Source organism: Aquirufa sp. Wall-65K1 (assembly GCF_054558475.1).
In genome coordinates this window covers 15,760-40,695 of record NZ_JBPXKD010000009.1, presented here as the reverse complement: position 1 = coordinate 40,695, position 24,936 = coordinate 15,760, and the positions used below count along the sequence as shown (strand labels likewise).

Here is a 24,936-nt window from a genome sequence, read left to right as displayed (position 1 = left end):
GGTAATTTTGTGCCGTAATCAATATAAATGCAAATGAATACGCACCAATTATTTAGAAGTTTATTAATCGTTTTTGTATCGTTGGCGTCTTTTGGCCATACTTTTGGCCAAGTAGGAAAGATTAAAGGGACTATTTCAGACCCTGTTTCTAAGGAGCCGGTTATTGGAGCAACCATTCGTCTAGAAGGGTTGACCATAGGAGCTAGTACGGGTATTGAAGGAAATTTTGAATTAACATCAGTTCCTGCGGGAATTTATAAATTGGTGGTTAGTTCGGTGGGATACCAATCTCAACAAATTCCTAATGTTCGTGTTGAGTCAGGAAAAGAGACCATCATTACGGTTTCCTTACAAGAGGACAATAAAACCCTAGCCAACGTCGTGGTTAAGGCTCAAAAAATTACTACATCGGAAGTAGCAGTATTAACTGAAACGAGACAATTGCAGCAAATTGCGGTGGGTATTTCAGGACAGCAGATTCAAAAAACACAAGATAGAGATGCCTCTGCGGTGGTTCGTAGAATTCCTGGTGTTTCAATATTCGATGAAAGATTTGTGGTGGTTAGAGGTTTAAATGAACGTTATAACACGGTACTGGTAAATGATATCATTACTCCATCCACGGAGGTAGATTCGAAGGCTTTTTCATTTGATTTAATTCCTAGTTCAATCATCGATCGTATGTTGATTTTTAAATCAGCATCTTCTGATTTGCCGGGTGATTTAGGTGGAGGAGCCATCAAGATTTATACCAAAACGGTTCCAGATGGTAATTCATTTTCGGCTAGCTTTTCTACGAGTTATCGCTCAGGAACAACAGCACAAAAGGCCATGTCTTATGTAGGAGGTAAAACAGATTGGTTAGGATATGATGATGGCGGACGTCAGTTGCCAGCGGGATTCCCATCCAGAAATAGTATTGCTACAGCGGGAAATACGGAAGCCGTTATTTCGCACTTTAGAAATTTACCTGCCTTTTATCAAGTAGAAGATAAAAACGTATTACCTGATTTTAGGGGAAATTTAAATTTTGCTCACCGCTGGTTTATGGGAGATAAGGAGCTGACGAACTTTTCGTATGTGAATTATTCCAATACCAATCAGGCCTTCCAGATGCAGCAGAGAAGATTTACTTTCTTGGGAGATACAGAGAAATATTACCAGGATCAATCTTTGTCGCAAAATGTTCGAATTGGTATGATGTCCAATTGGGCCTTGATTTTAAATCCGAACAATAAGTTAGAGTTCCGCAATTTATTCAACCAAATAGGAATTAAAGAAACAGTTTTCCGTAATGGTTATAATGAGAACGTTGATTTGAATAATGCCTCATTCCGCTACGAGCAACGATCCATCTATTCTGGCCAGTTGAGTGGAACACATGAATTGTCGGCAACTAGTAAATTGAAATGGATCACAGGTTTAGGATATACTTATAGAACAGAGCCTGATTACAGAAGATATACGAGAAGTAGAGAGAGAAATTCTACGGGTCCATTTACCTTTGATTTACAGCAATCAGACAGCCCTACTTTACAGCAATCAGCTCGTTCATTCTCTCAGGTAGAGGAGTTTATTTACACCACAAGGGTAGATTTTGAACGTATTCTGAAGGAAAATGAAGACGAAAAATTAAGAACGACTTTCCGTGCGGGTATTTATACCGAATACAAAGAGAGAGCATTTTCAAACCGTTGGTATGGTATTACTAATCCCAATCGTTTGTCCTCAGATAATTCATTATTGAAACAAGATCCTGCTAGCTTCTTTAACCCAAGTAATTTAGGAGGGAACTCCATCTACTATGGAGTAGGAACTAACTTTGAAGATAAATATACTGCGCAAAATACTTTTGGAGCTGCTTATACTCAATTGTATTTACCGATTGGGGATAAATTAAATGCAACTATCGGTTTAAGAGGAGAGTATAATAACCAAGAATTGCAAAGTAAAGAAAGAGGTTCAGGGGTGCCAATTAAAGTAACAAATCCGGTATTTAGTCCACTTCCATCGTTGAACGTGGCCTATAACTTTACTACAAAAAACTTATTACGTTTTGCTTATAGCTCTACGGTAAACCGCCCGGAATTTCGCGAGTTAGCGCCATTTACTTACTATGACTTCGTGTACGATGTTACTCGTACTGGATTTATCCCAAGAGCTGATAAGACAAAATTATTAAATGCGACTATCAATAATTTTGATGTAAGATATGAACTATATCCGTCTAAATCAGAACTGATTTCAGTAGCGGTATTTTACAAAAAGTTCTTGAATCCTATTGAGTCAAAGGTATTCTACAATGGTAGTACAGTGGCCTTTACAGTAGATAATGCGACAGAGGCTACTAGTACTGGAGTGGAATTAGAAATTAGAAAGCAATTAGCACCGAATTGGGTAGCATTATTCAACGCAGCATTGATCAATAGTAATGTTCGTGCGGGACAGTCTGACAATATGTTGAACCGTAATCTTCAGGGCCAGTCGCCTTATTTAATTAATGCAGGTATATTTTATGAGAATGCGGATAAAGGATGGCAGGCCAATGTATTATATAATGTGATTGGTAAGCGAATCTTCGTCATTGGTGATAGTCAATTGTCGGCGGACATTTATGAAATGCCTAGAAATGTGGTTGATATCAATATTACGAAAGCATTGACACAAAAGATTGATTTTAAATTGGCGATTCAAGATTTATTAAACCAGAAGTTTTCTTTAGTGCAGGATACTAACCGCGATGGTGAAATTTCTGACAAGGATGGTGTATACCAAGAGTATCACCGTGGTAGCTATTTTACCATGGGAATTACCATGAAGTTTTAGTGAGGGCACAAGGAAAAATGATAAGTAGTAACAATTAAAAACATATAATAAACAAATTCATGCAAAAATTACGTGTCATTTTCGCTTGTTTGCTTACAGCTGCCATAGGATTGTCGGCTTGTACAAAAAACGATTCAGAGGTAGAAATTACAGTCCCTGCCCCTACAAACCGCAAGGTAGTGGAGGTTACAGGAAAAATCACAGCTAATACTACTTGGAAAGAGTCTGAAAAATATTTGTTAAAAGGATTCGTATATGTAGAATCTGGTGCGATTTTAACGGTAGAGCCAGGTACCATTATCTTGGGGGATAAAATCACTAAAGGTACCTTAATTATTAAACCAGGAGCTAAATTAATTGCTAGAGGAACGGCAGCTAAGCCTATCGTATTTACTTCGGCACAGGCAAAAGGTTCTAGAAATTATGGTGATTGGGGTGGTTTAATTATGTTGGGCAATGCACGTGTGAATAAAACGCCAGCAACGATTGAGGGAGAAAACGTGTCTACATTTGGAGGAACAGTTGATACGGATAATTCAGGTGTTTTAAAATATGTACGTATTGAATTTGCTGGAATTGCCTTTGAAACAGATAAGGAAATCAATGGATTGACTTTAGGCGGAGTAGGATCAGGAACGGAGATAGATTATGTACAGGTTTCATACAATGGAGATGATGCATTTGAGTGGTTTGGCGGTAATGTAAACGCAAAGCACTTGGTGTCCTATAGAAATTTAGATGATGATTTTGATACGGACTGGGGATATAGTGGTAATGTTCAATATGCTTTATCCATTCGTGACCCACAAGTAGCGGATCAATGTTCTTGCTCAGATAGTAATGCATTTGAATCAGATAATGATGCGGCAGGATCAGATGCTACGCCTCAGACAAGTGCCAAGTTTGCCAATGTGAGTGCGTTTATTGCTGATGGAACGGTTGATAAAAAATATCGTTCAGCTATGCGAATTAGAAGAAATTCAGCTATTTCAGTTATTAATAGTTTGTTTGTAGGTGGATGGGTAGCTAAAGGTGGTTTAGAGTTAGAGGGTACTGCGTCTCAAAATAATTTTGTAACTGGTAAGAATGTTCTTTCAGGATTAGTAGTAACAGGCATGTTGAAGCCTATCGTAACTGGTGATGAAACTTTGTTGAAAGATGCATCACGCAAAAACCAGTTTGGTGTAGCAGCAGAAACCTTAGGTTTAACAGCGGGCTATAATCGTCTACAAGGAAAGCCAAGTTTAGCCTTGACATCCACTTCTAAATTATTGGGAGCGGGAGTTAGCTTACCTGCTGGTTTTGAGGCAAATACTAATATTGGAGCCTTTGGAACTACAGATTGGACTGAGGGTTGGACAAATTGGGATCCACAAAATACAGATTACTAAGATTTTATATTGGTGTAATTCAGAAAATGCCGAAAGGATTCCTTTCGGCATTTCTTGTTTATTGGAGTAATAGGGAATTATAGAAAAACTGCCTGCGCTTTCTTAACGCTGGCAAGGTTTGGAACCTTGACAGCGTTGCGTAGCTGGGCGCAGACAGAACGATTTATTATTTAGACTATTGTATCAATTTCTTGGTAAACTGTACCTTTCTGAGTGGGGATTCTGAAAATTAAAAGTCTTAATTAATTGAAGATTAGTATGTTTACAAAAATTGTAAACATATGAAAGGAGAATTTCTAATTAGGAGAGGTACATTGGAGGATGCGAGGGAAATTTTATCATTGTTAGAGGAATTAGAGAATAGGCAATTTAATCCAATTGTATTTCAACAAATTTTAGAAGGATATTTAATCAACAGTAATATTATTTTATTAGTTATTGAAAATTCAACTAAATCTGTTTTAGGATTTTTAAGCGCAATAGGACAAAACCTATTGCATCATGAGGGAATGGTGTATGAAATTCAAGAATTGATAGTTACTGCCAGTTATCAAGGTAGAGGATTGGGGAGCTTGTTAATTGAGGCGCTTCAATCTGAGCTGAAGGACAAGGACGTGAAATCGATTGAAGTGACCTCGAATAAACGAAGAAAAAAAGCCCATGCTTTTTATGAAGCAATGGGCTTTAAAAATTCACATGAAAAGTTTACGATCTATTTTTGAGATAGGCGTAAAGCGGCTTTCATTTTGTCAAAAATGGCTGTATTCTGGTAAATACCTTGAAAAACCTCTGAACCTGGACCAAAAGCAAATACTGGCACCATTTGTCCGGTATGTCCTTTCGTAATAAAAGAGGCTTTTACCTCGCCAGTTGTCATGTCCCCACCGAGTAGTGCCATGCCTCCAGTTTCATGATCCGCAGTTATGACTACCAAGGTTTCTTTATCTTTTTCCGCAAAATCTAAGGCTGCTGCAATACTCTTATTGAAATCGACCATTTCTGTGACAGCATAATTGGCATCATTGGCATGGCCACCCCAATCAATTTGCCCACCTTCAATCATCACAAAAAATCCTTTTTTGTTCTTAGAAAGCAATTCCAAGGATTTTTTAGTCGCATCCAATAAGACCTCACCTCTACCTTCACTGAATTTAATAGGATCTCCAGGTGCATAGAGGTAGTAAAACTTCCCTTTTTTAATCTGATTCATTTCAGCTATAGTTTCCACGATTTGGTATTTTTTAGCTTTGAGTGAATCCAGTAAATTTTGTCCATCTTTTCTTTGGTCAAAGCTTTTTCTACCGCCTCCTACGACTATTTCCACATCGGTTTTTAGAAAATCTTTGGCAATTTCATCATGCATGTTCCGCTTGATTTGATGTGCTATGAAGGCGGCTGGGGTAGCATCGGTAATATCTGCCGTACTGACCAAACCGGTGGCGAGCCCTTTTTTCTCTGCCAATTCCAAAAGCGTTACCTGAGGAGTTTGAGTGGCATCCACACCAATAGCGCCATTATAGGTTTTTTTTCCCGTTGAAAAGGCCGATGCTCCAGCTGCTGAATCCGTCACATAATTATCACTAGCTTGGTTTTTATGAAATCCAATATGTCGAATTCTTTCTAATGCCAGATGACCTTTATTAGCGGTTAGGCCAGCATAAATTTGACTAACGCCCATTCCATCTCCAATTAAAAAAATAATGTTTTTAATACGAGGTTTTTGCCCCAATAATGTAGTTGAGAGAAAAATTAAGGAGAAAAGGAAATATATTTTTTTCATACGCTAAATAGGGTAAAAATTTAAAATAATTTAAATGTAGATCAACTGGCCGCAAATTTTTTTAAGCCAATGATGCCTATTACAATTAAACTCATGAAAAATACCTCCGTGAGGTTGGTAGGAGTTTTAAAATAAAACACATCAAACAGCTTGACTAAAATCAGGGAACATGCCGTCCAAACGGCTAAGGCAGTTGCGGTTGGAATATCTTTAAATGCTACCGACAAGCAATAAATGTTGGCTACACCAAAAAATATATAACCAAGTAAAGGGAAGAACTCAACTCCAAAGCCTTTAGACCAAAGGGGATACTGTTGAAAAGCATCTTTCAACCTTCCAAAGCTCATGTACTTTAATGAAAAAGTCCATCCTGTTTCAAAAATGGAAGCGATTAATAGGTAAATCCAAGGTTTAATCATATGGGATGTAGACAATAGGGTAAAGTTCCTAAAATCGAATACCAATAACTAAGCTTTAGCCTAGAAATTCTATTTTTAAGCAGAAGAGTTGCCTGATTTTAGGCCCTAGGAAAGGAAAGCCCACCATTATTTTTAGGCAAAGTCCAATTGATTCGCTTCGAAAAAATAGACTTCCAATCACCTTTTTGAACTGGGCTAGATTGAATAAGTTCTCTCAAATGAAAGTCCATTAATCGGGGAGATTCTTGAATCCAATTTTGATAGTTGGTGTAATCGGTATGATGCTTTTGTTGATAATTTTTGAATTGATTTAAGTCGAATGTTTTAGTGGCTATTCCAGCTCCTGCATTAGATGCGTCAAAGGCATTGATCATCTGTTCGATATGGTTGGGAACAGGAACCATCATGGTTGGTTTGGTTAAATACATAGCCTCAGCAATCGATTCGAAGCCCGCAGTAGAAATTAGACCAGCGCATTCGGACATTTTTTCTAGATACTTTTCCGCATTGATGGGATGAAAGGTTAAATTTTCCGAAAATTGATATACTTCTTTGTGTTTTGGATGATCCCAAAAACAATCTAACCTAATAGCTGGATTTTGTATAGACCAAGACATGATATCTTCGGCTAATCGATAGTGTGTCAGATATGCTAACCAATTTCCCCCTTGTTTTGCCTGCAAATCTTTTACTTCTTTCCTTAGCAGTGGGGGTATAACTTCGATATTTCTTTGTGGGTCATTTTCTAAAGGAAGAAAGGAAAGACCTAGTTTTTTCTTGGAACCAATCGCTGTAATTTGAGTATTTAAATTCAGGAAAAATTGGTCTAATTTTTTTTCAGGGATACTCTCAAAATGGCGATTTAATAATAAATATTGATGCCCAATGGACATACAGGGCATTTTAGACCTGTTTCTCCATTGATATAATCCGGTAATGGATTCGTAAAAGTTGACAATGCCATCTGGTTGGTATTGCTCAATAAATGCGGCTAATTCACTGGCACTTTTCCAATAAGTTCTAAATTTAAGAAATGCTTGTAGGGCTGTTTTTCCCACTTGAACCGCTTTCCCATTTCCATAACAAAGCGAAGGGCTTTCATATTGCAAAAGGGGTTTGTCCCCAATGAAATCCGTAAAAAAACGGGGGATAGTACGCATGTTAGTAGATCCCACCGCGTAAGCAATGATTTCGTGACCCGCCTCTTGAGCGATTTGACTTAGTGAAATGGCTTGGGTCAGATGACCTCTTCCTTCCCCTTGAACCGTAAATATAAACTTTCCCATATTAGAGGGTCATTTGATCATGTAAGATTTCTTTTAATTCTGATTTTAAATCAAAATCAGGATACTGAAGTAGAAGCCATTCTCCTTGATGTGTCTCTACCAAGGCGCTTAATGATTCAACCCAATCCCCGGAATTCATATAGGAAATCCCGTTGATTTGTTTGATTTCTGCTTTATGAATATGCCCACAGATAATACCATCTGCCTCTTGGGCAATGGCTAGTTCGACGAGTTTTTCCTCAAAATCGGAGATGAAATTGACGGCTGCTTTAACCTTTTGTTTGATGGTCTGTGACAATGAATAATAGGGCTTGCCTTGTCTTTGACGGTGGTAATTGTACCATTTATTTACCCATAATAAAAAAGTATATCCAATGTCTCCTAAATAGGCAAGCCACTTCATTTGGCTAGTGATACTATCAAATATGTCGCCATGTGTGATAAAGTATTTTTTCCCAAATGATTTTAGGGTATAGTCTCGGCGAATGGAAAACTGTTTTCCAATTTTTAAGGGAATTATTTGGTCTAAAAAATCATCATGATTACCTCTAAGATATATTACCTCCGTATCCCACTTATCCATCATTTTCAATACGGCCCGGAAGAACCCGGTATGTTTTTTCTTCCATTCGCCTCCTTTTTTTAATTGCCAGCCATCTATGATATCCCCATTAAGAATGAGTTGGTGGCAGGAATAGGCCTTTAAGAATTCGTTAACCTCTTTGGCCTTGGCACCCTTACTTCCTAAATGTAAATCGGAAATAACGATGGTCTTGTAAGTGGGTTGGTAGGAAACGCTCATATTGCGTAGTTTTTCTGTATCAAAACTACGTGGATTGGCAGAGGCTTATGTTAGGAGGGAGTTAAGCTTTGGTTAAATGTTAGCTTAAAATTCTTAACGCTGTCAAGGTTTTAAACCTTGACAGCGTTGGTTCCCTCAAGCCAATTTTGCTTTTTTAAACATCTAATCCAATCTGTTTATTGGTAATTTTTTAATAAAATAAACTACCGGTTTAATAGTTGATTTTATCAACAAACTGGAGTGAATATGAATTGAAAAATAGTAGATTTGCCTAACGCTGTCAAGGTTTTAAACCTTGACAGCGTTGCTGGAAAGCCCTAAATTTAATTTCCCCAATCCCGCTAAACCTTTCCAAATTAGGTTAGCCTCATATTGAACACCTAATCCTTTAAGTCGTTCAATAAAGTAAGGGGCATCGCCGCCACAAAGGAGAATTTTAGCGGAAGGTTTGATTTTTCTTATTTCTGTAATATAACCTTGAATTTCTAATAACATCCCAAACATCGTACCAGCCAATAAATTCCCGTAGGTCGAGTTAGCCAATAGGGGGAAGTCCATTTGAGGGCTAATCATAGGTAAATGAGCCGTATAATCATGCATGGATTTTGCCCTCATCATCAGCCCAGGACTTATTGCCCCTGATGTAAAAAAACCATCAAGGACCCAATTATAAGTGATGCAGGTTCCCAAACAAATTGTCATATGTGCCTGATCTGGATAAAGCATGTGGGCCCCTTCTGCCAATGCTATACGGTCCACCCCCAAGGTCGACTTATCATATTTAGAATAATTAACCAAACTAGATGAAGAAGCATTAAGCTGGTGAAATGGAGCGATCCTCTTTAAGAAATTAACTAGGTCAGCAGGAACATCTATGACGCTACTTAAAATGATGGACTCGATTTTGTGGCCTTGGCAAATATTTGATATTGATTCCTTATTAGCTACTGCTATGGTTCCCGTGTGCCTTATTTTCTCAGCCTCAAACCACACATATTTTAAAGAAGAATTACCGAAATCCAAGCAAAGTACCATCATTCATTTGATTAGTTAACAAAGTTAAATATTTCTTTTTCGTAAATTTGCACACTCTCAAAAACCAACAAGGTGTATCAAATACAAATATTAAAATCAAAGGTGCATCGTGCCACCGTTACAGAAGCCAATATTGACTATGTAGGAAGTTTAACCATGGATGCAGACCTAATGGATGCTGCTAACATGCTGGAACATGAAAAAATTCAAGTAGTCAATGTCAATAATGGAGAACGAATTGAAACCTATTTGATAAAAGGGGAACGAGGCTCCGGTATCATTTGCCTTAATGGTCCTGCAGCCAGAAAAGCGGTTGTGGGGGATATAGTCATCATTATTTCATATGCCTTGATGGACTTTGAAGCCGCAAAAACCTTTCAGCCAACCGTTGTGTTTCCTAACGCCCAAAATCGTTTAGCTTAATAGGACTCTGCCTCATTCGGGAAATCTTGGTTTTTTACATCCGCGACATAGTTTTTCACAGCTTGGGGGATTAATTCTCCCAAATTTAAATAACGGCGCAAAAACCTGGGTTTAAACTCGGTGTTGATTCCCAACATATCATGCATAACCAATACTTGCCCATCGCAATGTTTTCCAGCCCCTATGCCTATGGTGGGGATATGTAAACTTTCACTCACTTGCCTCGCTAATGCAGCTGGTATTTTTTCTAATACAAGGCCAAAACAACCTGCTTCTTCTAGCATTTTGGCTTCTTCTATTAATAAATTTGCTTCATCTTCTTCCTTGGCCCTAACCCCATAAGAACCAAATTGATAGATACTTTGTGGCGTTAAACCAAGGTGCCCCATGACAGGTATTCCGGCCTTCACAATTTTTTTGATGCTTTCAATCACTTCTTGACCCCCTTCTAACTTTATGGCATGTGCTCCCGTTTCTTTCATGATTCGAATAGCTGAGGACAATGCAATTTCACTATTGGATTGATAGGAACCAAAGGGCAAATCCACCAACACCAATGCCCTATCTGTACCTCTAACTACACATTGAGCATGATAAATCATTTGTTCCAATGTAATGGGTAAAGTTGTTTCATGTCCAGCCATTACATTGCTGGCACTGTCGCCCACCAGTAAAACATCCACCCCTGATTGATCCAAAAGTTTGGCCATAGAAAAATCATAACAGGTCAGCATGGAGATTTTCTCTCCTTGCTTTTTCATGATTTGAAGACTTTGTGTGGTGATTTTTTTAAACTCTTTTAAATAGCTCATGAGTAAATAGTTGATTGTCGATTAGGCGAACACCCCCGATAAAGGCAGCTACTAAAACAACAAAGGTTTGAGAGAGATCAGTAATTGGTTCTAATGTGTTAGGGTCAGCAAAAGCAATATAATCTACCGAGTCAAATCCCGCATCAAGTAGTTGTTGCTCAAAGTTTTTCTCCAAGGTAGCGATACTTACTTGCGCTTGCTTTGCCAAAGCGGTTCGAATAATATCAAAGCCTTGATAAATAGCTAGTGCCTGTTTTTTTTGTTCCTCACTAAGTCGGACATTTCTACTACTCATGGCTAATCCACTGGCCTCACGAATGGTTTCGCAGGAGATCAATTTTATTGGCGGTTCAAATGAATAGTTTGCTATTAAGTGTTGGATGACTGCTACTTGTTGAAAATCCTTACTTCCCATAAACAGAATATCCGGACGAACCGCTTCTAACAGGCGATGAACAATCACACAAACTCCTTGAAAATGTCCTGGACGATGAGCTCCTTCCCACAGTTCCTCCAATCGACCTAATGGATATTGGGGCAATTGATTCATTCCTTGTGGATACATCTCGGCTACGCTAGGGAGAAAAACAAGCTCACAACCCGCTATTTCAAGCTTTTCTAAGTCTTCTTGAATCGTTTTGGGATATTTTTCAAAATCCTTTGGGTCATTGAATTGGGTTGGATTTACAAAAATACTGCACACCGTAATAGCTCCGCTTTCTTTGGATTTTTTGATAAGTGACATATGCCCCTCATGCAATGCTCCCATGGTAGGAACGAATCCAATGCTAGCGTTTTTCGACCGACATTCATCGATGAAATCTTGCAGGGCTAGTTTTGTTTCAAATATCTTCATGGTCAAATTTGGGCTTAAAATTACCTTATTTTGAGCAAATTTCGTTACTTGCCGACCTTTTCCAATGCTATGTTACAGGGTAAAAAAATCATTGTAGGAATTAGTGCCAGTATTGCTGCCTATAAAGCCATACTGTTAGTTCGTCTTTTGAAAAAAAATGGGGCTGAGGTACGTGTAGTAATGTCGCAATCTGCTAAAGATTTTGTTTCACCTTTGGTCTTATCTACCTTTTCCAATCATCCCGTTTGGATTGATTTTCATGAAAATAATGTTTGGAATAATCATGTGGAATTAGGCCTTTGGGCAGATGCTTATGTCATTGCCCCTGCTACATGTCATACCATAGGTAAAATGGCCAATGGCCTTTGTGACAACATCGTTTTGGCTACTTATTTATCTGCCCGTTGTCCTATCTTCATTGCGCCTGCCATGGATGAGGACATGTATAAACATCCTTCCACCCAGCAAAATCTGGCGAAGCTACAATCCTTTGGGAATCAAATTCTATCTGTAAATACAGGTTTTTTAGCCAGTGGTTTACATGGAGAAGGTCGAATGGCTGAACCGGAAGAGATAGTAGCTGCTTTAATTGAAAATATAGGTAGGGGTAGGGGATGGCAAGGGAAAAAGGTATTGATAAGTGCAGGGCCTACCCAAGAGGCCATTGATCCTGTTCGGTATATATCCAACCACTCTTCTGGGAAAATGGGTATTGCCTTGGCGGAGGCTTTTTATTTACAAGGCGCGGAGGTGACCGTCATTGCGGGTCCAATGGCTTTGAAACCAACCTTTTCAGGTATTCAATGGATTCCTGTTACTTCTGCCAAGGAAATGGAAGAGGCTTGCTTACGAGAATTTCCTTCTTCTGATTGGACTGTCATGGCAGCTGCGGTAGCAGACTATCGACCAGCAAACAGGGCTGAGGAGAAAATCAAGAAAAAGGAAAATACCTTAACGATAAATTTAGAAAAGACCCATGATATTTTGGCAACTTTGGGATCCCAAAAACGGCCCGATCAGCATTTGATAGGTTTTGCTCTGGAAACAGAAAATGAGGAGGCAAACGCCCTAGAAAAACTTCATCGTAAAAAAATAGATGCCATCGTATTAAATTCCTTAAAGGTGCCTGGTGCAGGATTTGGCACAAATACGAATCAAGTTACTGTTTATACAGCCTTAGGAGAGACCTATTCCTTTGGCTTAAAACACAAGGATGAACTGGCTCATGACCTAGTGGATTTGTTCCAAAAATGGACATAAAAAAAGCGTGCCGATAAGCTCAGCACGCTTGATGAAATTTATTTTGGATTAGTCTATATTAGCCGTTTCCAATTTAGGGGCCAATGAATAAATGATTAACCAAGCCAATACATAGGCGCTTCCACAAAGTAAGAAGATGATATTATAACCATCATTGATATTACCTAATAACTTATATTTATCTAATAAGGATCCGACAATCATTGGGAAGAAAATACCCCCCACGGATCCAGCCATTCCACCTATTCCAATCACTGAGCTAACAGCTTTCTTTGGGAACATGTCTGTGGCGATCGAATAAATATTGGCACTCCAAGCCTGATGAGAAGCTGCAGCCAAGGATATTAAGGCCACGGCCTGCCAAATATTATCGCAATAGCGGGCTAACATAATAGGTACTACGGCTAAGGCAAAACCAAGCATGGTGATTTTTCTTGCACGAAATGAAGGCCAGCCTAGGTTAATTAATTTTCCGGATAACCATCCACCCCCAATACTACCTACCGTGGTAGCTGTATAAACGATGATCAATTCCAAACTTGGTTTTTTTAAGTCTAATTGGAAACGCTCGGAGAAATAAGAAGGTAACCAGAAAAGGAAAAACCACCAGATTGGATCTGTTAACATTTTCCCAAAGAAAAATGCCCAAGTTTGGCGGAAGCCAAATAACCTTGCCCATTTAACTGGCTCTTGATTCTCGTCTTTCTCTTCTTTATCTGCGTGTATATAATCAAATTCTGCTTTTGATAATTCTTTGTGCTTGGACGGAACTTCATAGTATAACCACCAAAAAATCAACCAGATAAATCCAATTGCTCCTGTCGCGATAAATGCCATCTCCCAACCATAAACGCCTAAAATCCAAGGCACTAAAATGGGGGCTGCTACTGCACCGATGTTGGCACCCGAATTAAATATTCCCGTGGCCAAAGCTCTTTCATTTTTAGGAAACCATTCCGCTACGGTTTTGATTGCGGCAGGAAAGTTACCTGCTTCTCCCAAACCTAATAATCCGCGCATGAAGGCAAAGCTCATGGTCCCAGTTGCCAATGCATGTAACATGGCCGCTATACTCCAAACTACAATGGAAATCGAATAGCCTAATTTTGTTCCGATACGGTCAATAATACCACCAAAACCGAGTAAGCTGATAGCATAAGCCGCTTGGAATGTAATGACAATGTTGGAATAATCGGTCTCTGACCAATTGAATTGATCTTCCAGAACCGGCTTTAATAAACCAATCACCTGCCTATCGAGGTAGTTGATGGTCGTGGCAAAGAAAAGCAATGCGCAAATTTTCCAACGGTATTTTCCTATTTCCATAAGTATGAGGTTTTGTTTGGGTTACAGTTCCCGGTAAGTTGTTATTAATTGGGCAATCATTTGTTCTATAGCTTGATAATCTTTTTTAGCAATCAAATCTGCCGGGAATAATTGAGATCCCATACCTACCGCAGCAGCACCTGCATTAAACCACGTGCTCAAGCTCTCTTTATTTGGCTCTACTCCACCAGTTACCATGATTTGGGTATTAGGCATAGGGCCTTTCAACGCCTTCACAAAAGCTGGACCCACCACATTACCTGGGAATATTTTAACAATTTTGGCTCCCCATATTTCAGCTTGACGAATTTCAGTTAGGGTCATAGCTCCAGGCATCCATGGAATATCATGTTTACCACAAACCTCACCAACCGCTTCTGTCGTGAAAGGCTGTAACATAAAATCAGCTCCCATTTGAATGAATTCATTCGCCTGCTTGGCATCGTAAATTGTTCCAATTCCCAAGACTAAATCAGGGCATTCCTTTTCCACATATTCCATGGCTTTCGCAAAAATATAAGGAGCCTCTTTACCACGATTGGTAAATTCAAAAACACGGATTCCTCCATCATAACAAGCCTTTAATACGCTAGTTGCGATGGATAAATCAGCATTAAAAAATAATGGGACAATGGGTGTCTCTTGAATGCGTTGGTATACAACTTCGGAAGAATTTCTTGCCATGGTTATCGTTTTAGTCGTCCTGTCAGGTCTCCCTTCATGACGGTTTCTATTTCATCTAGGTTGGCTAAATTAATATCCCCCTCAATGGTGTGTTTTAATGCGGAAGCAGCTACGGCAAAGGACAATGACTTAGCTTCATCTTTTAGGATTAAATTCCCATAAATGTACCCAGCCATAAAAGCATCTCCCCCGCCAATTCTATCTACAATTTGACTAATTTCTACTGTTTCTGATTTTAATACTTGTTTCCCGTTGTATGAAGCGGCCGACAAGGTATTTTGAGAGGCAGAAATTTGACCTCTTTTTGTATTGATAATCTTTTTAATTCGAGGAAAATTGGCCATGATTTGCTTACAAATGGACTCCCAACCACTTTTGGTACTGCCATCCGGAACAATGTTCAAAATGTCTTCGGCATCCCCTTTTCCACAAACAATGATATCACATCCTGCAATTAAATCAGGCATCACTTCTTGTACTGTTTTGCCATATTGCCATAAGTTTTTACGGTAATTGACGTCGGCAGAAACCGTAATACCTAAATCGTTTGCCGTCTTGATAGCTTCCCGACAAGCCTGTGCAGCTGATTCAGATATAGCAGGACTAATGCCCGTCCAATGGAACCATTGGGCTTCTTTTAGTATTTCTTTCCAATTAAATTCTTTAGGATCAAGGTGAGCGAAGGAGGAATCTGCTCGGTCATAAACCACTTTACTTGGGCGCATCGCTGCTCCAAATTCCGTGAAATACAATCCCAAACGATTACCACCATATTGAACATACTGCATATCAACCCCTACTTTTCTGAAATAGGAAGTGGCAGCGTGGCCCATTTCGTGATCTGGAAATCTGGTCACATGGGCAGCGGGTATTCCCAAATGCGCCAAAGCCGCAGAAACATTTGCCTCTCCACCGCCAAAGGTTAAGTTCAGCGATTGCGCCTGTACTATTCTCCCATATCCTGGAGGACTTAGTCGCCCCATGATTTCTCCAAACGTAACTACTTTTTTCATGCTTTATTCAAAATTAAAAAACTGGGAGGCATTGATATAAGAAATGTCTTTCACCAATTTGCCTAACCAATCCATATCTGCTGGCAATTCGCCATTTTCTACATCTTGACCTAACAAATTACAAAGTATTCTTCTAAAATACTCATGTCTTGGGAATGAAAGGAAACTGCGAGAATCCGTAAGCATACCTACAAAATGACTTAACAATCCCATATTCGACAAAGCATTGATTTGCTTTTCCATGCCGTCTTTTTGATCTAAAAACCACCAACCTGAACCGAATTGGATCTTCCCGACAATCGTTCCATCTTGGAAATTCCCCGTCATGGTCGCAAACAATTCATTATCTCTTGGATTCAAGTTGTATAAAATAGTTTTGGCCAGTTGATTGGTGGTATCCAGGGTATTTAAAAATTTCGACAAAGATTTAGCTTGTTCAAAATCCCCGATGGAATCAAAACCTGTATCAGGCCCTAAACTACTTAAAAGTCGGTTATTATTATTTCGTAAGGCACCCAAATGAAACTGCTGTGTCCATCCTTTGGCATGATCTAAATGTGCAAAAAACACCAGCATGGCTGACTTAAACTGCCATTTCTCTTTTTTATTGATGGTTTTACCCGAATGCAGGCGGGTAAATATCAATTCTATTTCTTCTTCTGTATAGTCTTCTGCATAGATATGTTCTAGGCCATGATCACTCAAACGGCAGCCTACTGAATGGAAGAAATCGTGGCGTTCTTGAATTGCATCTTTGAAATCTTGTAGGTGATTAATTGCTTTGCCGGTGACCTCACTTAGGGCATTGATGTATTCAATGAAACTTAATTCATCATCCACTGCCATGGCTTTATCTGGGCGGAAAGTAGGTAATACTTTAATTTCGAAACCACTCGCCGCAATGGCTTGATGATAGGCTAAATTATCGATGGGATCATCAGTCGTACAAAGTGCCTTCACATTCATTTTTCTCAAGAGATTGCGAACCGAATATTCTTTACTGCGTAACAGGGCAGAACAATGATCATAAATACGCTTTCCCGATTCAGCATTCAAGACTTCCGTCACACCAAAATAGCGTTGTAGTTCCAAGTGAGTCCAATGATATAGAGGGTTACGCATGGTATAGGGAACTGTTTCAGCCCATTTCATGAATTTTTCTTCATCACTTGCGTCTCCCGTGATGTAGCGTTCATTTACCCCATGTGCCCGCATGGCTCTCCATTTATAATGGTCACCATATAGCCAGATTTGCGTGATATTATCAAATTGCTTGTCTTCTGCTATTTGCTGCGGAACCAAATGGTTATGGTAATCAATGATGGGCATTTGTGCCGCATATTGATGGTATAATGTTTGCGCCGTGCTCGACTGCAATAAAAAATCTTCGTTTAAAAAAGCTTTCATACTAATTAATTATGGTAGAATGTAGAATGTAGAATGTAGAATTTTTTGGGTGGAACTTTACTTTCGTAGAAGCATTTTTCTAGTAACCCAACCGAATTCCCCAATCCCAGATACCTTAATCCTTCATTCTACATTCTACATTCTACATTCTACATTCTACATTCTACATTCTTCATTCTACATTCTACATTCTTCATTCTTCATTCTTCATTCTACATTCTTCCTTATAAATATTTCTTCACCGCATCTTCAAAGCCTGGCAAAGCACTTAAATTATGCCCCCAGATTTTCTCATCTGCCAATAATGTTGTTAGATTTAAGTCCTTCCATGCCTCGAAAAAATAAGCGGCATAGTCGCATTGGATCGGATAAAACTCCCCATTACATTCTCCAAAATATTTACCATCCTCTACTTTTACTGCATGCATGAACTGTAAATAGGCAGCAAAACCCATGGCAAAAAGTTCAGGTGCTTTGCCAAATATTTGGTAATAATTGACCAATAATGGAATATTACGCATTCTCATTTTGGTGGTATACTGAACCGTAATATCAATCAACTTATGGTTGATGAACGGATTCTTAAAACGGTCCAAAACAGAACGCCCAAAGCGATCGGCTATTTTAAAATCCATTTTGTAGGGAATGGAGTGTGCCAATTCGGTCAGCATTAGGTTCATGACCAATTTGCTCAAATAGGAATTGCTCATTACATCTTTCACCAAACGGAATCCTAAGAGGTAAGACATTCCACACATGAGGGTATGGGTACCGTTCAACAGGCGAAGTTTTAATTCGCGGTAAATTTCTATGTCCTCAGCAATTACCACTCCTGCATCTGCCGAAGCAAAACCTAAGATTTTTTTAACTTCTGCTCCACCTTGAATAGCCCATAAACGATACACCTCAGAGATAATAACTAAGGAATCTTGATAGCCTAATTGTTCACAGATAGCTGAGCTTGTAGCTGCATCAGGAGCTCCAGGCACAATGCGATCGACTAATGAATTACAAAAATGGTTGGCACTTTGAATCCATTGCATGAATTCTTCAGGAAGCTGATGGTCCTGGGCTAGTTTTAGGACAATATCTTTCAATACATCACCATTGTTGATGATTAATTCAGTGGGAATAATCACCATGCCTGATTCTTTAGTGCCGCCAAAATGCTGCCAACGAGCATAAAGGAAGGCTAATAATTTAGCAGGGAAAGAGCTAGGACAGCCACCTGAGATAGCATCACCGGCAACATATTGTATACCAACTTCCGTGGTATTGGAAATGATAATTTGCATATCAGGACTGCTAGCGCAGGCCACAATGGCATCCCATTCTTTAGAGGCGGTCAATGTTCGGGAAATAGAAGAATTAATCAAATATTCTTCCACTTCTTTCCCTTCATCAATTCCTTTGATACAATGTGTAAACAATCCATCTTGTGCTTCGAAAGCATCCGCTCCTCCTTTTGAGGTTGATTTTACCAAAACAACACGCCCTTTAAAAACGCCATTTCGATTGGCTTTATCAACGAAGTAATCGCATAGACCACGCAACAGAACACCTGTTCCAAATTGAAGAATTTTCTCTGGATAGCTAAATACTTCCGGAGAGGGATATTGCAGGGGAAGCTGTGTACTAATTGCTCCTTGACTGACTAATTGTTGGTTGAGAATGGGCATGGCCATTAATATAAAAAAGGTTAATATACCTTTCTAAAGCAGAAAAGTAGGGGTATTTACCCAATAGATGTAGAAAATTTAAGCTCTATTTTAAAGGAATGATTCCGCAAACGTTTACGCTTCGCCTATGGGGCCATTATAGTTCATCGGAAATTGAAAACCAGGGTTATCTAAATCCTTAGCAATGGGACCAAATGCCTCTTCATAGCGTTGAATATTTTCCTGAAGAGCCATCAATAAACGTTGAGCATGATCAGGGGACATGACGATCCGGGACTTCACCTTTCCTTTCGGAATACCAGGCAAAATACGAATAAAGTCCATGACAAATTCTGAAGGAGAATGAGCTATCAGCGCCAGGTTAACATAAGCTCCTTCAGCAATTTCTTCTGGTAATTCAATGTTCAACTGATTTTCTTCTGGATTGGGATTTTTCATAGCATTAAAATAGGAAGCTTAAATTTAAAGAATTATTAGGAATAATGTGCGTATAAGCATCTTTTACCTAGTATAATTTGATTGATATATGCCAATGTAATTTAAGTTTAAAAAGCTAAGCAAGTGCCTTCCTATTTATATCATATAATTGATATTCGTTCATGTAAATCTCATTTCTTGCTTTTTCGCAAGAAACTTTCATCAGCAAATAGACAAATTTGTTCAACTATTTAATGCAGAATTTTTTTAAGCAGTTTTTTGATTTACAGCCTAACCTTTAATCACATGAAAAATTTCATTGGAAAATTACTTATCGTCGCATTTACGTGCATGGCACTCTTGATTGCCCTCAAATACAAAGAGATAAAAAAAGAGTTGATGGAAGGTAAGATTTACGTGTTTACAAGCAACAGATAATGGGAAAGAATACTTTTGGGGTTTTGGATATAATCATCATTACGCTAGTCCTGTTTTTTTATTTTTCGGATAGTACAGCTCATTCAAGAAAGTTGCTGCTCCCAAGCCCCTTGATGAATTTTAAAATCAATAAAAGGGAGGAAAGACTTGATTTTATTAATCCAATCATACACCAGTCTGGATATTTAATTATTGGTAAAAAATCCAATAAGGTTAAAGGAAATGAACAGAAGCGATGGAAAAGAATTCATTACACTTGGCGGGAATAGTGCTGAGTTTACTTTAAAAGGAAAACTTATGGAAAATTTACTTCGCTTTCGTTGGACCTCTTGGTACATGAATTTCTTTATCGTGTTGGTGTCTTGCATGGGCACCTTAGTAGATTTTATCAAGACTTTGGATTGGATACCCTTCACTTATTTTTGGGTAGATACGCGCTATGTCTTAGTAGCCTTGGCGATTTTATTCTCCATTTAATTATCATCATGGTGGTAGAAAATGATCGCTACCCGCTGATTTTTCAAAAGTCCCGCTGGGCTACGGTAGTGATTATATGCTATGGGATATTTCTTTGGTTTTCAAGGCCATTTGGGTTTTTGTGGTGGTATTTTTTATATTTTACTATAGAAAATTAAATTTTCTCCCACTAAAATTTCATTATCATAAAAAAAGCCCCCTCAGTTTCCTGAAGGGGCTTTTGATTAATTCTAAATTAGACTAGTTTTCAACTGAAACCTTAGTGGCAACTTCCGCTTCGCTAGCTGCTACTTTGGCTTCTAATTGTTTTAACTCATCTACTGGAGTAACAATGAAGTCCTTGTATCTGCGAACTCCCGTTCCCGCAGGAATCAAGTGTCCAACAATCACATTCTCCTTCAAGCCATCCAATGTATCTTGTTTCGCACGAATCGAAGCCTCAGACAATACCTTCGTAGTTTCCTGGAAGGAAGCCGCCGAGATGAATGATTCAGTTCCCAAGGATGCTTGCGTAATACCTTGCAAATTAGCAGAAGATACTGCCGCGTGAGCATCACGTACTTTCATCACTTTCATGTCTCTACGCTTCAATGAAGAGTTTTCATCGCGTAAAGCACGAGCAGAGATAATCATACCTGGCTTATACTTATCTGAATCACCTGCATCCGTAATGACTTTCTTGTCCATAATCTGGTCATTCTCCTCACGGAATGCAAAACGATCTACGTTTTGGCCCTGTAAGAACTGGGTATCACCTGGATCAAGAATTTCAACTTTCTGCATCATTTGACGAACGATACACTCAATATGCTTATCGTTGATTTTTACCCCTTGTAAGCGGTATACATCTTGGATTTCATTTACTAAGTATTCTTGTACCGCTGTTGGTCCTTTGATTGATAAGATATCCGATGGCGTTATAGCTCCGTCAGATAATGGCGTTCCAGCACGTACGAAGTCATTGTTTTGTACCAAGATAAACTTAGTCAATGGCACCAAGTACTTACGCTCTGTTCCTTCTTTTGGAGTAACAATAATCTCACGGTTACCACGCTTGATGATACCATATGAAATAACACCGTCAATCTCCGAAACTACCGCCGGGTTAGATGGGTTACGCGCCTCAAATAACTCAGTAACACGTGGAAGACCTCCCGTAATGTCACGAGTTTTACCCGCTGCACGTGGAATCTTCGCGATGATCTGTCCAGCTTTGATTTTGTCTCCTTCATCAATCGCCAAACGAGCACCTACTGGAACGTTATATACCAAGTCTTCTTTGCCTTTAGCCACAACCAATACGGATGGGTTCTTCGTCTTATCTTTCGATTCGATAATTACCTTCTCACGTAAGCCTGTTTGCTCATCAGCTTCTTCTTTGTACGTATTGTTCTCCTCAATCGATTCAAACACCACTTTACCTTCAGCTTCAGATAAGATTACCGCATTGTAAGGATCCCATGCACAAATCTCTTCACCTTTCTTGATGGTTTGACCATCTTTCACGCGAATCACAGAACCGTAAGGGATATTGCTAGAAATCAACAACTGCTTGTTAGCCGGGTTGATAATCTGAACCTCACCTGAACGACCCATAACGATTTCTACTGGATTTCCTTCTGAATCAGTTGAACTTACTGTACGAACCTCTTCAAAATTAATCACCCCGTCAAACTTAGCTTTTACGCTAGCATCTAAGGAAACGTTTTGAGCAGTACCACCCACGTGGAATGTACGTAATGTTAATTGTGTACCTGGCTCACCGATCGACTGAGATGCAATCACACCAACAGCTTCACCTTGACCCACCATGTGGCCTGTAGCTAAGTTACGTCCGTAACATTTCGCACAAACCCCATTTCTAGTTTCACAAGTTAATACCGAACGAATCTCAACGGATTCAATCGCTGTTTCATCTATTTTGTTAGCTGCAATTTCCGTGATTTCATCACCAGAAGCTACAATCAATTCATTGCTGATAGGATCATATACATCATGTACTGACACACGACCCAAGATACGCTCTGATAATGGCTCAATGATCTCCTCATTATCTTTCAATGGGAATACCTGAATACCACGTAAGGTACCGCAATCTTCTTCATTCACAATCACATCTTGTGCTACGTCATGTAAACGACGAGTCAAATAACCCGCATCGGCTGTTTTCAAGGCAGTATCTGCCAAACCTTTACGCGCACCGTGAGTTGAAATGAAGTACTCTAATACGTCTAGACCTTCTTTAAAGTTAGAAAGGATTGGGTTTTCGATGATTTCACCTACCGAACCTTGTAAGTTCTTCTGTGGCTTAGCCATCAAACCACGCATACCACCCAACTGACGGATTTGCTCACGAGAACCACGGGCTCCAGAGTGCATCATCATATAGATCGCATTGAATCCTTGGTTATCCTCTTCCATCTGCTTCATCAATGTCTCGGTAATTTTCGAGTTCACTTTTGTCCAGATATCAATAACAGCATTGTAACGCTCGTTATCCGTGATTAAACCCATTAAGTAGTTATCCCAAACTGCTTGTACATCTTCCTGAGCTTTCTTCACTAAATGTGCTTTCTCCTCTGGAATTTGAACGTCACCAATACCCATCGACAATCCGCCGTGGAAGGCTTGTTGGAATCCTAAATCTTTGATATCATCCAAGAACTGCGCAGTACGAGCCATTCCACAAATCTTGTGAACTTGAGAAATGATTTGCTGCAATTTCTTCTTAGTCAACAATTCATTAATGTAACCTACTTGCTCTGGTACGCAAAGGTTGAACAATACGCGACCCGCTACTGTCTCAACCATTTCACTTACTAAAGAACCATCTTCCTTACGTACATTCGCTTTTACCACGATGTTCGCATGTTTAGATAATTTCTTTTCGTTCAAAGCAATCACCACTTCTTCAAAACCATAGAAACGACGGCCTTCACCATCTACTTTATGCGTTTCGGTCGATTTTCTTCCCTTCGTTACATAATATAATCCAAGAACCATATCTTGTGAAGGTACCGTGATAGGTGCTCCATTCGCAGGGTTAAGGATGTTATGAGAGGCTAACATCAACAAAGAGGCTTCCAAAATCGCTTCATGTCCTAGTGGAACGTGAACCGCCATCTGGTCACCATCAAAGTCGGCGTTAAATGCCGTACAGGTCAATGGGTGTAATTGAATCGCTTTTCCTTCAATTAATTTAGGTTGGAACGCTTGGATACCCAAACGGTGCAAAGTAGGAGCACGGTTTAATAATACCGGGTGACCCTTCATGACATTTTCCAAAATATCCCAAACCACTGGATCTTTGCGATCAACGATTTTCTTCGCAGATTTAACTGTTTTAACAATACCACGTTCGATCAACTTACGGATAACAAATGGCTTGAATAACTCAGCTGCCATGTCTTTTGGAAGACCACACTCATGCATTTTTAATTCTGGTCCAACCACAATTACCGAACGACCTGAGTAGTCAACACGCTTTCCTAATAAGTTTTGACGGAAACGACCTTGCTTTCCTTTCAACATATCTGAAAGGGATTTCAAAGCACGGTTACCTTCTGAACGAACCGCATTGACTTTACGAGAGTTGTCAAACAAGGAGTCAACAGCCTCTTGTAACATACGCTTCTCATTACGTAAAATAACTTCTGGAGCTTTGATCTCGATCAAACGCTTCAAACGGTTATTACGGATGATTACACGACGGTATAAATCGTTCAAATCTGAAGTCGCGAAACGACCTCCATCCAATGGCACTAATGGACGCAATTCTGGTGGAATAACTGGAACCATTTTGATGATCATCCATTCTGGACGGTTATCAATACGGCCAACTGATTCACGGAATGCTTCAACAACCTTCAAACGCTTTAAAGCTTCCGCCTTACGCTGTTGTGAAGATTCAGTATCTGCCGAGTGACGTAAGTCTGCTGATAATTCGTCTAAGTTGATGCGTGATAACAACATGTTCAAGGCATCAGCACCCATCTTCGCGATGAATTTCTGCGGATCTTCATCCGGCAAATGTTGATTCTCACGAGGTAACTTATCCAAGATATCCAGGTATTCGTCTTCAGTTAAGAAATCAAGGTATTGAGAACCTATCTTTCCTTCTTCAGCATACATACCGGCTTGAACAACCACGTATCTTTCATAATAGATAACTTGATCTAATTTCTTAGTTGATAATCCAAGCATGTAACCAATTTTGTTGGGTAAGCTACGGAAGTACCAAATATGCGCTACTGGAACCACCAATTCGATGTGGCCCATACGCTCACGACGTACTTTTTTCTCAGTTACCTCAACACCACAGCGGTCGCAAATGATGCCCTTGTAACGAATACGCTTATATTTTCCACAGTGACATTCCCAATCTTTGGTAGGTCCAAAGATTCTCTCACAGAACAATCCACCCATTTCAGGCTTGTACGTTCTATAGTTGATGGTTTCCGGTTGGGTTACTTCACCATTTGAACCTTCTAAGATCGACTCAGGGGAGGCCAATGAAATGGTCACCTTTTGGAAGTCGCTATTCAGCTTTCTAGTCTTTTTAAATGACATTTTCGTTTAATTTTTTTGGAAAATGATGTTAGTTAA

The 24,936-nt window shown here is 39.3% G+C and carries 20 protein-coding genes; 6 read left to right on the top strand and 14 right to left on the bottom strand.

Translation table 11 applies throughout. The features are described 5' to 3' along the window. Positions 1-33: 33 nt before the first annotated feature. The 3 genes from ACST15_RS12115 to ACST15_RS12105 all read left to right on the top strand — a co-directional run bounded on the left by ACST15_RS12115 (position 34) and on the right by ACST15_RS12105 (position 4,939). Positions 34-2,826, top strand: a complete 2,793-nt coding sequence (locus ACST15_RS12115; protein ID WP_459454924.1) for a TonB-dependent receptor — start codon at positions 34-36, stop codon at positions 2,824-2,826. Positions 2,827-2,885: 59 nt separating this feature from the next. Continuing rightward, positions 2,886-4,217, top strand: coding sequence for a T9SS C-terminal target domain-containing protein (locus tag ACST15_RS12110; protein WP_459454923.1), 1,332 nt, complete (start codon positions 2,886-2,888; stop codon positions 4,215-4,217). Positions 4,218-4,498: 281 nt separating this feature from the next. After that, positions 4,499-4,939: a GNAT family N-acetyltransferase gene (locus ACST15_RS12105; RefSeq protein WP_459454922.1), complete on the top strand. Its 441-nt coding sequence runs from the start codon at positions 4,499-4,501 to the stop codon at positions 4,937-4,939. Here the strand turns inward: ACST15_RS12105 and ACST15_RS12100 are convergent. The 5 genes from ACST15_RS12100 to ACST15_RS12080 form a co-directional block, all read right to left on the bottom strand. Next, positions 4,930-5,997 carry an alkaline phosphatase gene (locus tag ACST15_RS12100; protein ID WP_459454921.1) on the bottom strand — a complete coding sequence of 356 codons (1,068 nt, stop codon included), beginning with the start codon at positions 5,995-5,997 and terminating at the stop codon, positions 4,930-4,932. The genes ACST15_RS12105 and ACST15_RS12100 overlap by 10 nt on opposite strands. Before the next feature lie 41 nt (positions 5,998-6,038). Continuing rightward, positions 6,039-6,431, bottom strand: coding sequence for a DMT family transporter (locus ACST15_RS12095; protein WP_459454920.1), 393 nt, complete (start codon positions 6,429-6,431; stop codon positions 6,039-6,041). A gap of 83 nt (positions 6,432-6,514) precedes the next feature. Further along, complete coding sequence (locus tag ACST15_RS12090; protein ID WP_459454919.1) at positions 6,515-7,702, bottom strand: glycosyltransferase family protein; 1,188 nt, start codon at positions 7,700-7,702, stop codon at positions 6,515-6,517. A gap of 1 nt (position 7,703) precedes the next feature. Next, entirely contained in the window at positions 7,704-8,504 is an 801-nt protein-coding gene (locus tag ACST15_RS12085) for a UDP-2,3-diacylglucosamine diphosphatase (protein ID WP_459454918.1), read from the bottom strand. A 288-nt stretch (positions 8,505-8,792) separates the two neighbouring features. After that, positions 8,793-9,542, bottom strand: coding sequence for a type III pantothenate kinase (locus ACST15_RS12080; protein WP_459454917.1), 750 nt, complete (start codon positions 9,540-9,542; stop codon positions 8,793-8,795). A gap of 69 nt (positions 9,543-9,611) precedes the next feature. On the opposite strand from ACST15_RS12080, the gene panD reads away from it, so the two are divergent. Then, positions 9,612-9,962, top strand: coding sequence for an aspartate 1-decarboxylase (gene panD / locus ACST15_RS12075; RefSeq protein WP_459454916.1), 351 nt, complete (start codon positions 9,612-9,614; stop codon positions 9,960-9,962). On the opposite strand, the gene panB is transcribed toward panD, so the two are convergent. Next, positions 9,959-10,774 (bottom strand): 3-methyl-2-oxobutanoate hydroxymethyltransferase, encoded by an 816-nt coding sequence (gene panB / locus ACST15_RS12070; protein WP_459454915.1) that lies wholly within the window; start codon positions 10,772-10,774, stop codon positions 9,959-9,961. The genes panD and panB overlap by 4 nt on opposite strands. Then, a complete protein-coding gene (gene panC / locus ACST15_RS12065) occupies positions 10,752-11,630 on the bottom strand; it encodes a pantoate--beta-alanine ligase (RefSeq protein WP_459454914.1) in 879 nt (292 codons plus the stop codon). The genes panB and panC overlap by 23 nt, the downstream gene beginning before the upstream one ends. Before the next feature lie 30 nt (positions 11,631-11,660). On the opposite strand from panC, the gene coaBC reads away from it, so the two are divergent. Continuing rightward, on the top strand, positions 11,661-12,890 hold the full coding sequence (gene coaBC, locus ACST15_RS12060) for a bifunctional phosphopantothenoylcysteine decarboxylase/phosphopantothenate--cysteine ligase CoaBC (protein ID WP_459454913.1): 1,230 nt from the start codon (positions 11,661-11,663) through the stop codon (positions 12,888-12,890). Positions 12,891-12,938: 48 nt separating this feature from the next. Here coaBC and ACST15_RS12055 read toward each other — a convergent pair whose 3' ends face one another. The 6 genes from ACST15_RS12055 to ACST15_RS12030 all read right to left on the bottom strand — a co-directional run bounded on the left by ACST15_RS12055 (position 12,939) and on the right by ACST15_RS12030 (position 19,437). Continuing rightward, entirely contained in the window at positions 12,939-14,216 is a 1,278-nt protein-coding gene (locus tag ACST15_RS12055) for an MFS transporter (protein ID WP_459454912.1), read from the bottom strand. A 21-nt stretch (positions 14,217-14,237) separates the two neighbouring features. After that, the gene (locus ACST15_RS12050; protein WP_459454911.1) at positions 14,238-14,900 is read right to left on the bottom strand and encodes a bifunctional 4-hydroxy-2-oxoglutarate aldolase/2-dehydro-3-deoxy-phosphogluconate aldolase; all 663 of its coding nucleotides are present in this window, start codon (positions 14,898-14,900) and stop codon (positions 14,238-14,240) included. Between the two features lie 2 nt (positions 14,901-14,902). Then, a complete protein-coding gene (locus ACST15_RS12045) occupies positions 14,903-15,913 on the bottom strand; it encodes a PfkB family carbohydrate kinase (protein ID WP_459454910.1) in 1,011 nt (336 codons plus the stop codon). 3 nt (positions 15,914-15,916) lie between these two features. Beyond that, positions 15,917-17,320, bottom strand: a complete 1,404-nt coding sequence (gene uxaC / locus ACST15_RS12040) for a glucuronate isomerase (protein ID WP_459454909.1) — start codon at positions 17,318-17,320, stop codon at positions 15,917-15,919. Positions 17,321-17,544: 224 nt separating this feature from the next. Then, complete coding sequence (locus ACST15_RS12035) at positions 17,545-19,005, bottom strand: tagaturonate reductase (RefSeq protein WP_459454908.1); 1,461 nt, start codon at positions 19,003-19,005, stop codon at positions 17,545-17,547. 108 nt (positions 19,006-19,113) lie between these two features. Further along, positions 19,114-19,437 carry a DUF3467 domain-containing protein gene (locus tag ACST15_RS12030; RefSeq protein ID WP_459454907.1) on the bottom strand — a complete coding sequence of 108 codons (324 nt, stop codon included), beginning with the start codon at positions 19,435-19,437 and terminating at the stop codon, positions 19,114-19,116. 714 nt (positions 19,438-20,151) lie between these two features. On the opposite strand from ACST15_RS12030, the gene ACST15_RS12025 reads away from it, so the two are divergent. Next, a complete protein-coding gene (locus tag ACST15_RS12025; protein ID WP_459454906.1) occupies positions 20,152-20,331 on the top strand; it encodes a hypothetical protein in 180 nt (59 codons plus the stop codon). 240 nt (positions 20,332-20,571) lie between these two features. On the opposite strand, the gene rpoC is transcribed toward ACST15_RS12025, so the two are convergent. Continuing rightward, entirely contained in the window at positions 20,572-24,900 is a 4,329-nt protein-coding gene (gene rpoC / locus ACST15_RS12020) for a DNA-directed RNA polymerase subunit beta' (RefSeq protein WP_459454905.1), read from the bottom strand. Between the last annotated feature and the right edge of the window lie 36 nt (positions 24,901-24,936).

Excerpts from the sequence above, each read along its gene's own strand:
- ACST15_RS12035 (WP_459454908.1), bottom strand. The coding sequence starts at position 19,005 with ATGGCCATGCCCATTCTCAACCAACAATTAGTCAGTCAAGGAGCAATT.
- ACST15_RS12110 (WP_459454923.1), top strand. The coding sequence starts at position 2,886 with ATGCAAAAATTACGTGTCATTTTCGCTTGTTTGCTTACAGCTGCCATA.
- panB (WP_459454915.1), bottom strand. The coding sequence starts at position 10,774 with ATGAGCTATTTAAAAGAGTTTAAAAAAATCACCACACAAAGTCTTCAA.
- ACST15_RS12055 (WP_459454912.1), bottom strand. The coding sequence starts at position 14,216 with ATGGAAATAGGAAAATACCGTTGGAAAATTTGCGCATTGCTTTTCTTT.
- ACST15_RS12115 (WP_459454924.1), top strand. The coding sequence starts at position 34 with ATGAATACGCACCAATTATTTAGAAGTTTATTAATCGTTTTTGTATCG.
- rpoC (WP_459454905.1), bottom strand. The coding sequence starts at position 24,900 with ATGTCATTTAAAAAGACTAGAAAGCTGAATAGCGACTTCCAAAAGGTG.
- ACST15_RS12105 (WP_459454922.1), top strand. The coding sequence starts at position 4,499 with ATGAAAGGAGAATTTCTAATTAGGAGAGGTACATTGGAGGATGCGAGG.
- ACST15_RS12085 (WP_459454918.1), bottom strand. The coding sequence starts at position 8,504 with ATGAGCGTTTCCTACCAACCCACTTACAAGACCATCGTTATTTCCGAT.
- ACST15_RS12090 (WP_459454919.1), bottom strand. The coding sequence starts at position 7,702 with ATGGGAAAGTTTATATTTACGGTTCAAGGGGAAGGAAGAGGTCATCTG.
- ACST15_RS12050 (WP_459454911.1), bottom strand. The coding sequence starts at position 14,900 with ATGGCAAGAAATTCTTCCGAAGTTGTATACCAACGCATTCAAGAGACA.
- ACST15_RS12080 (WP_459454917.1), bottom strand. The coding sequence starts at position 9,542 with ATGATGGTACTTTGCTTGGATTTCGGTAATTCTTCTTTAAAATATGTG.
- ACST15_RS12045 (WP_459454910.1), bottom strand. The coding sequence starts at position 15,913 with ATGAAAAAAGTAGTTACGTTTGGAGAAATCATGGGGCGACTAAGTCCT.
- uxaC (WP_459454909.1), bottom strand. The coding sequence starts at position 17,320 with ATGAAAGCTTTTTTAAACGAAGATTTTTTATTGCAGTCGAGCACGGCG.
- panC (WP_459454914.1), bottom strand. The coding sequence starts at position 11,630 with ATGAAGATATTTGAAACAAAACTAGCCCTGCAAGATTTCATCGATGAA.
- ACST15_RS12025 (WP_459454906.1), top strand. The coding sequence starts at position 20,152 with ATGGAAAATTTACTTCGCTTTCGTTGGACCTCTTGGTACATGAATTTC.
- ACST15_RS12100 (WP_459454921.1), bottom strand. The coding sequence starts at position 5,997 with ATGAAAAAAATATATTTCCTTTTCTCCTTAATTTTTCTCTCAACTACA.
- ACST15_RS12030 (WP_459454907.1), bottom strand. The coding sequence starts at position 19,437 with ATGAAAAATCCCAATCCAGAAGAAAATCAGTTGAACATTGAATTACCA.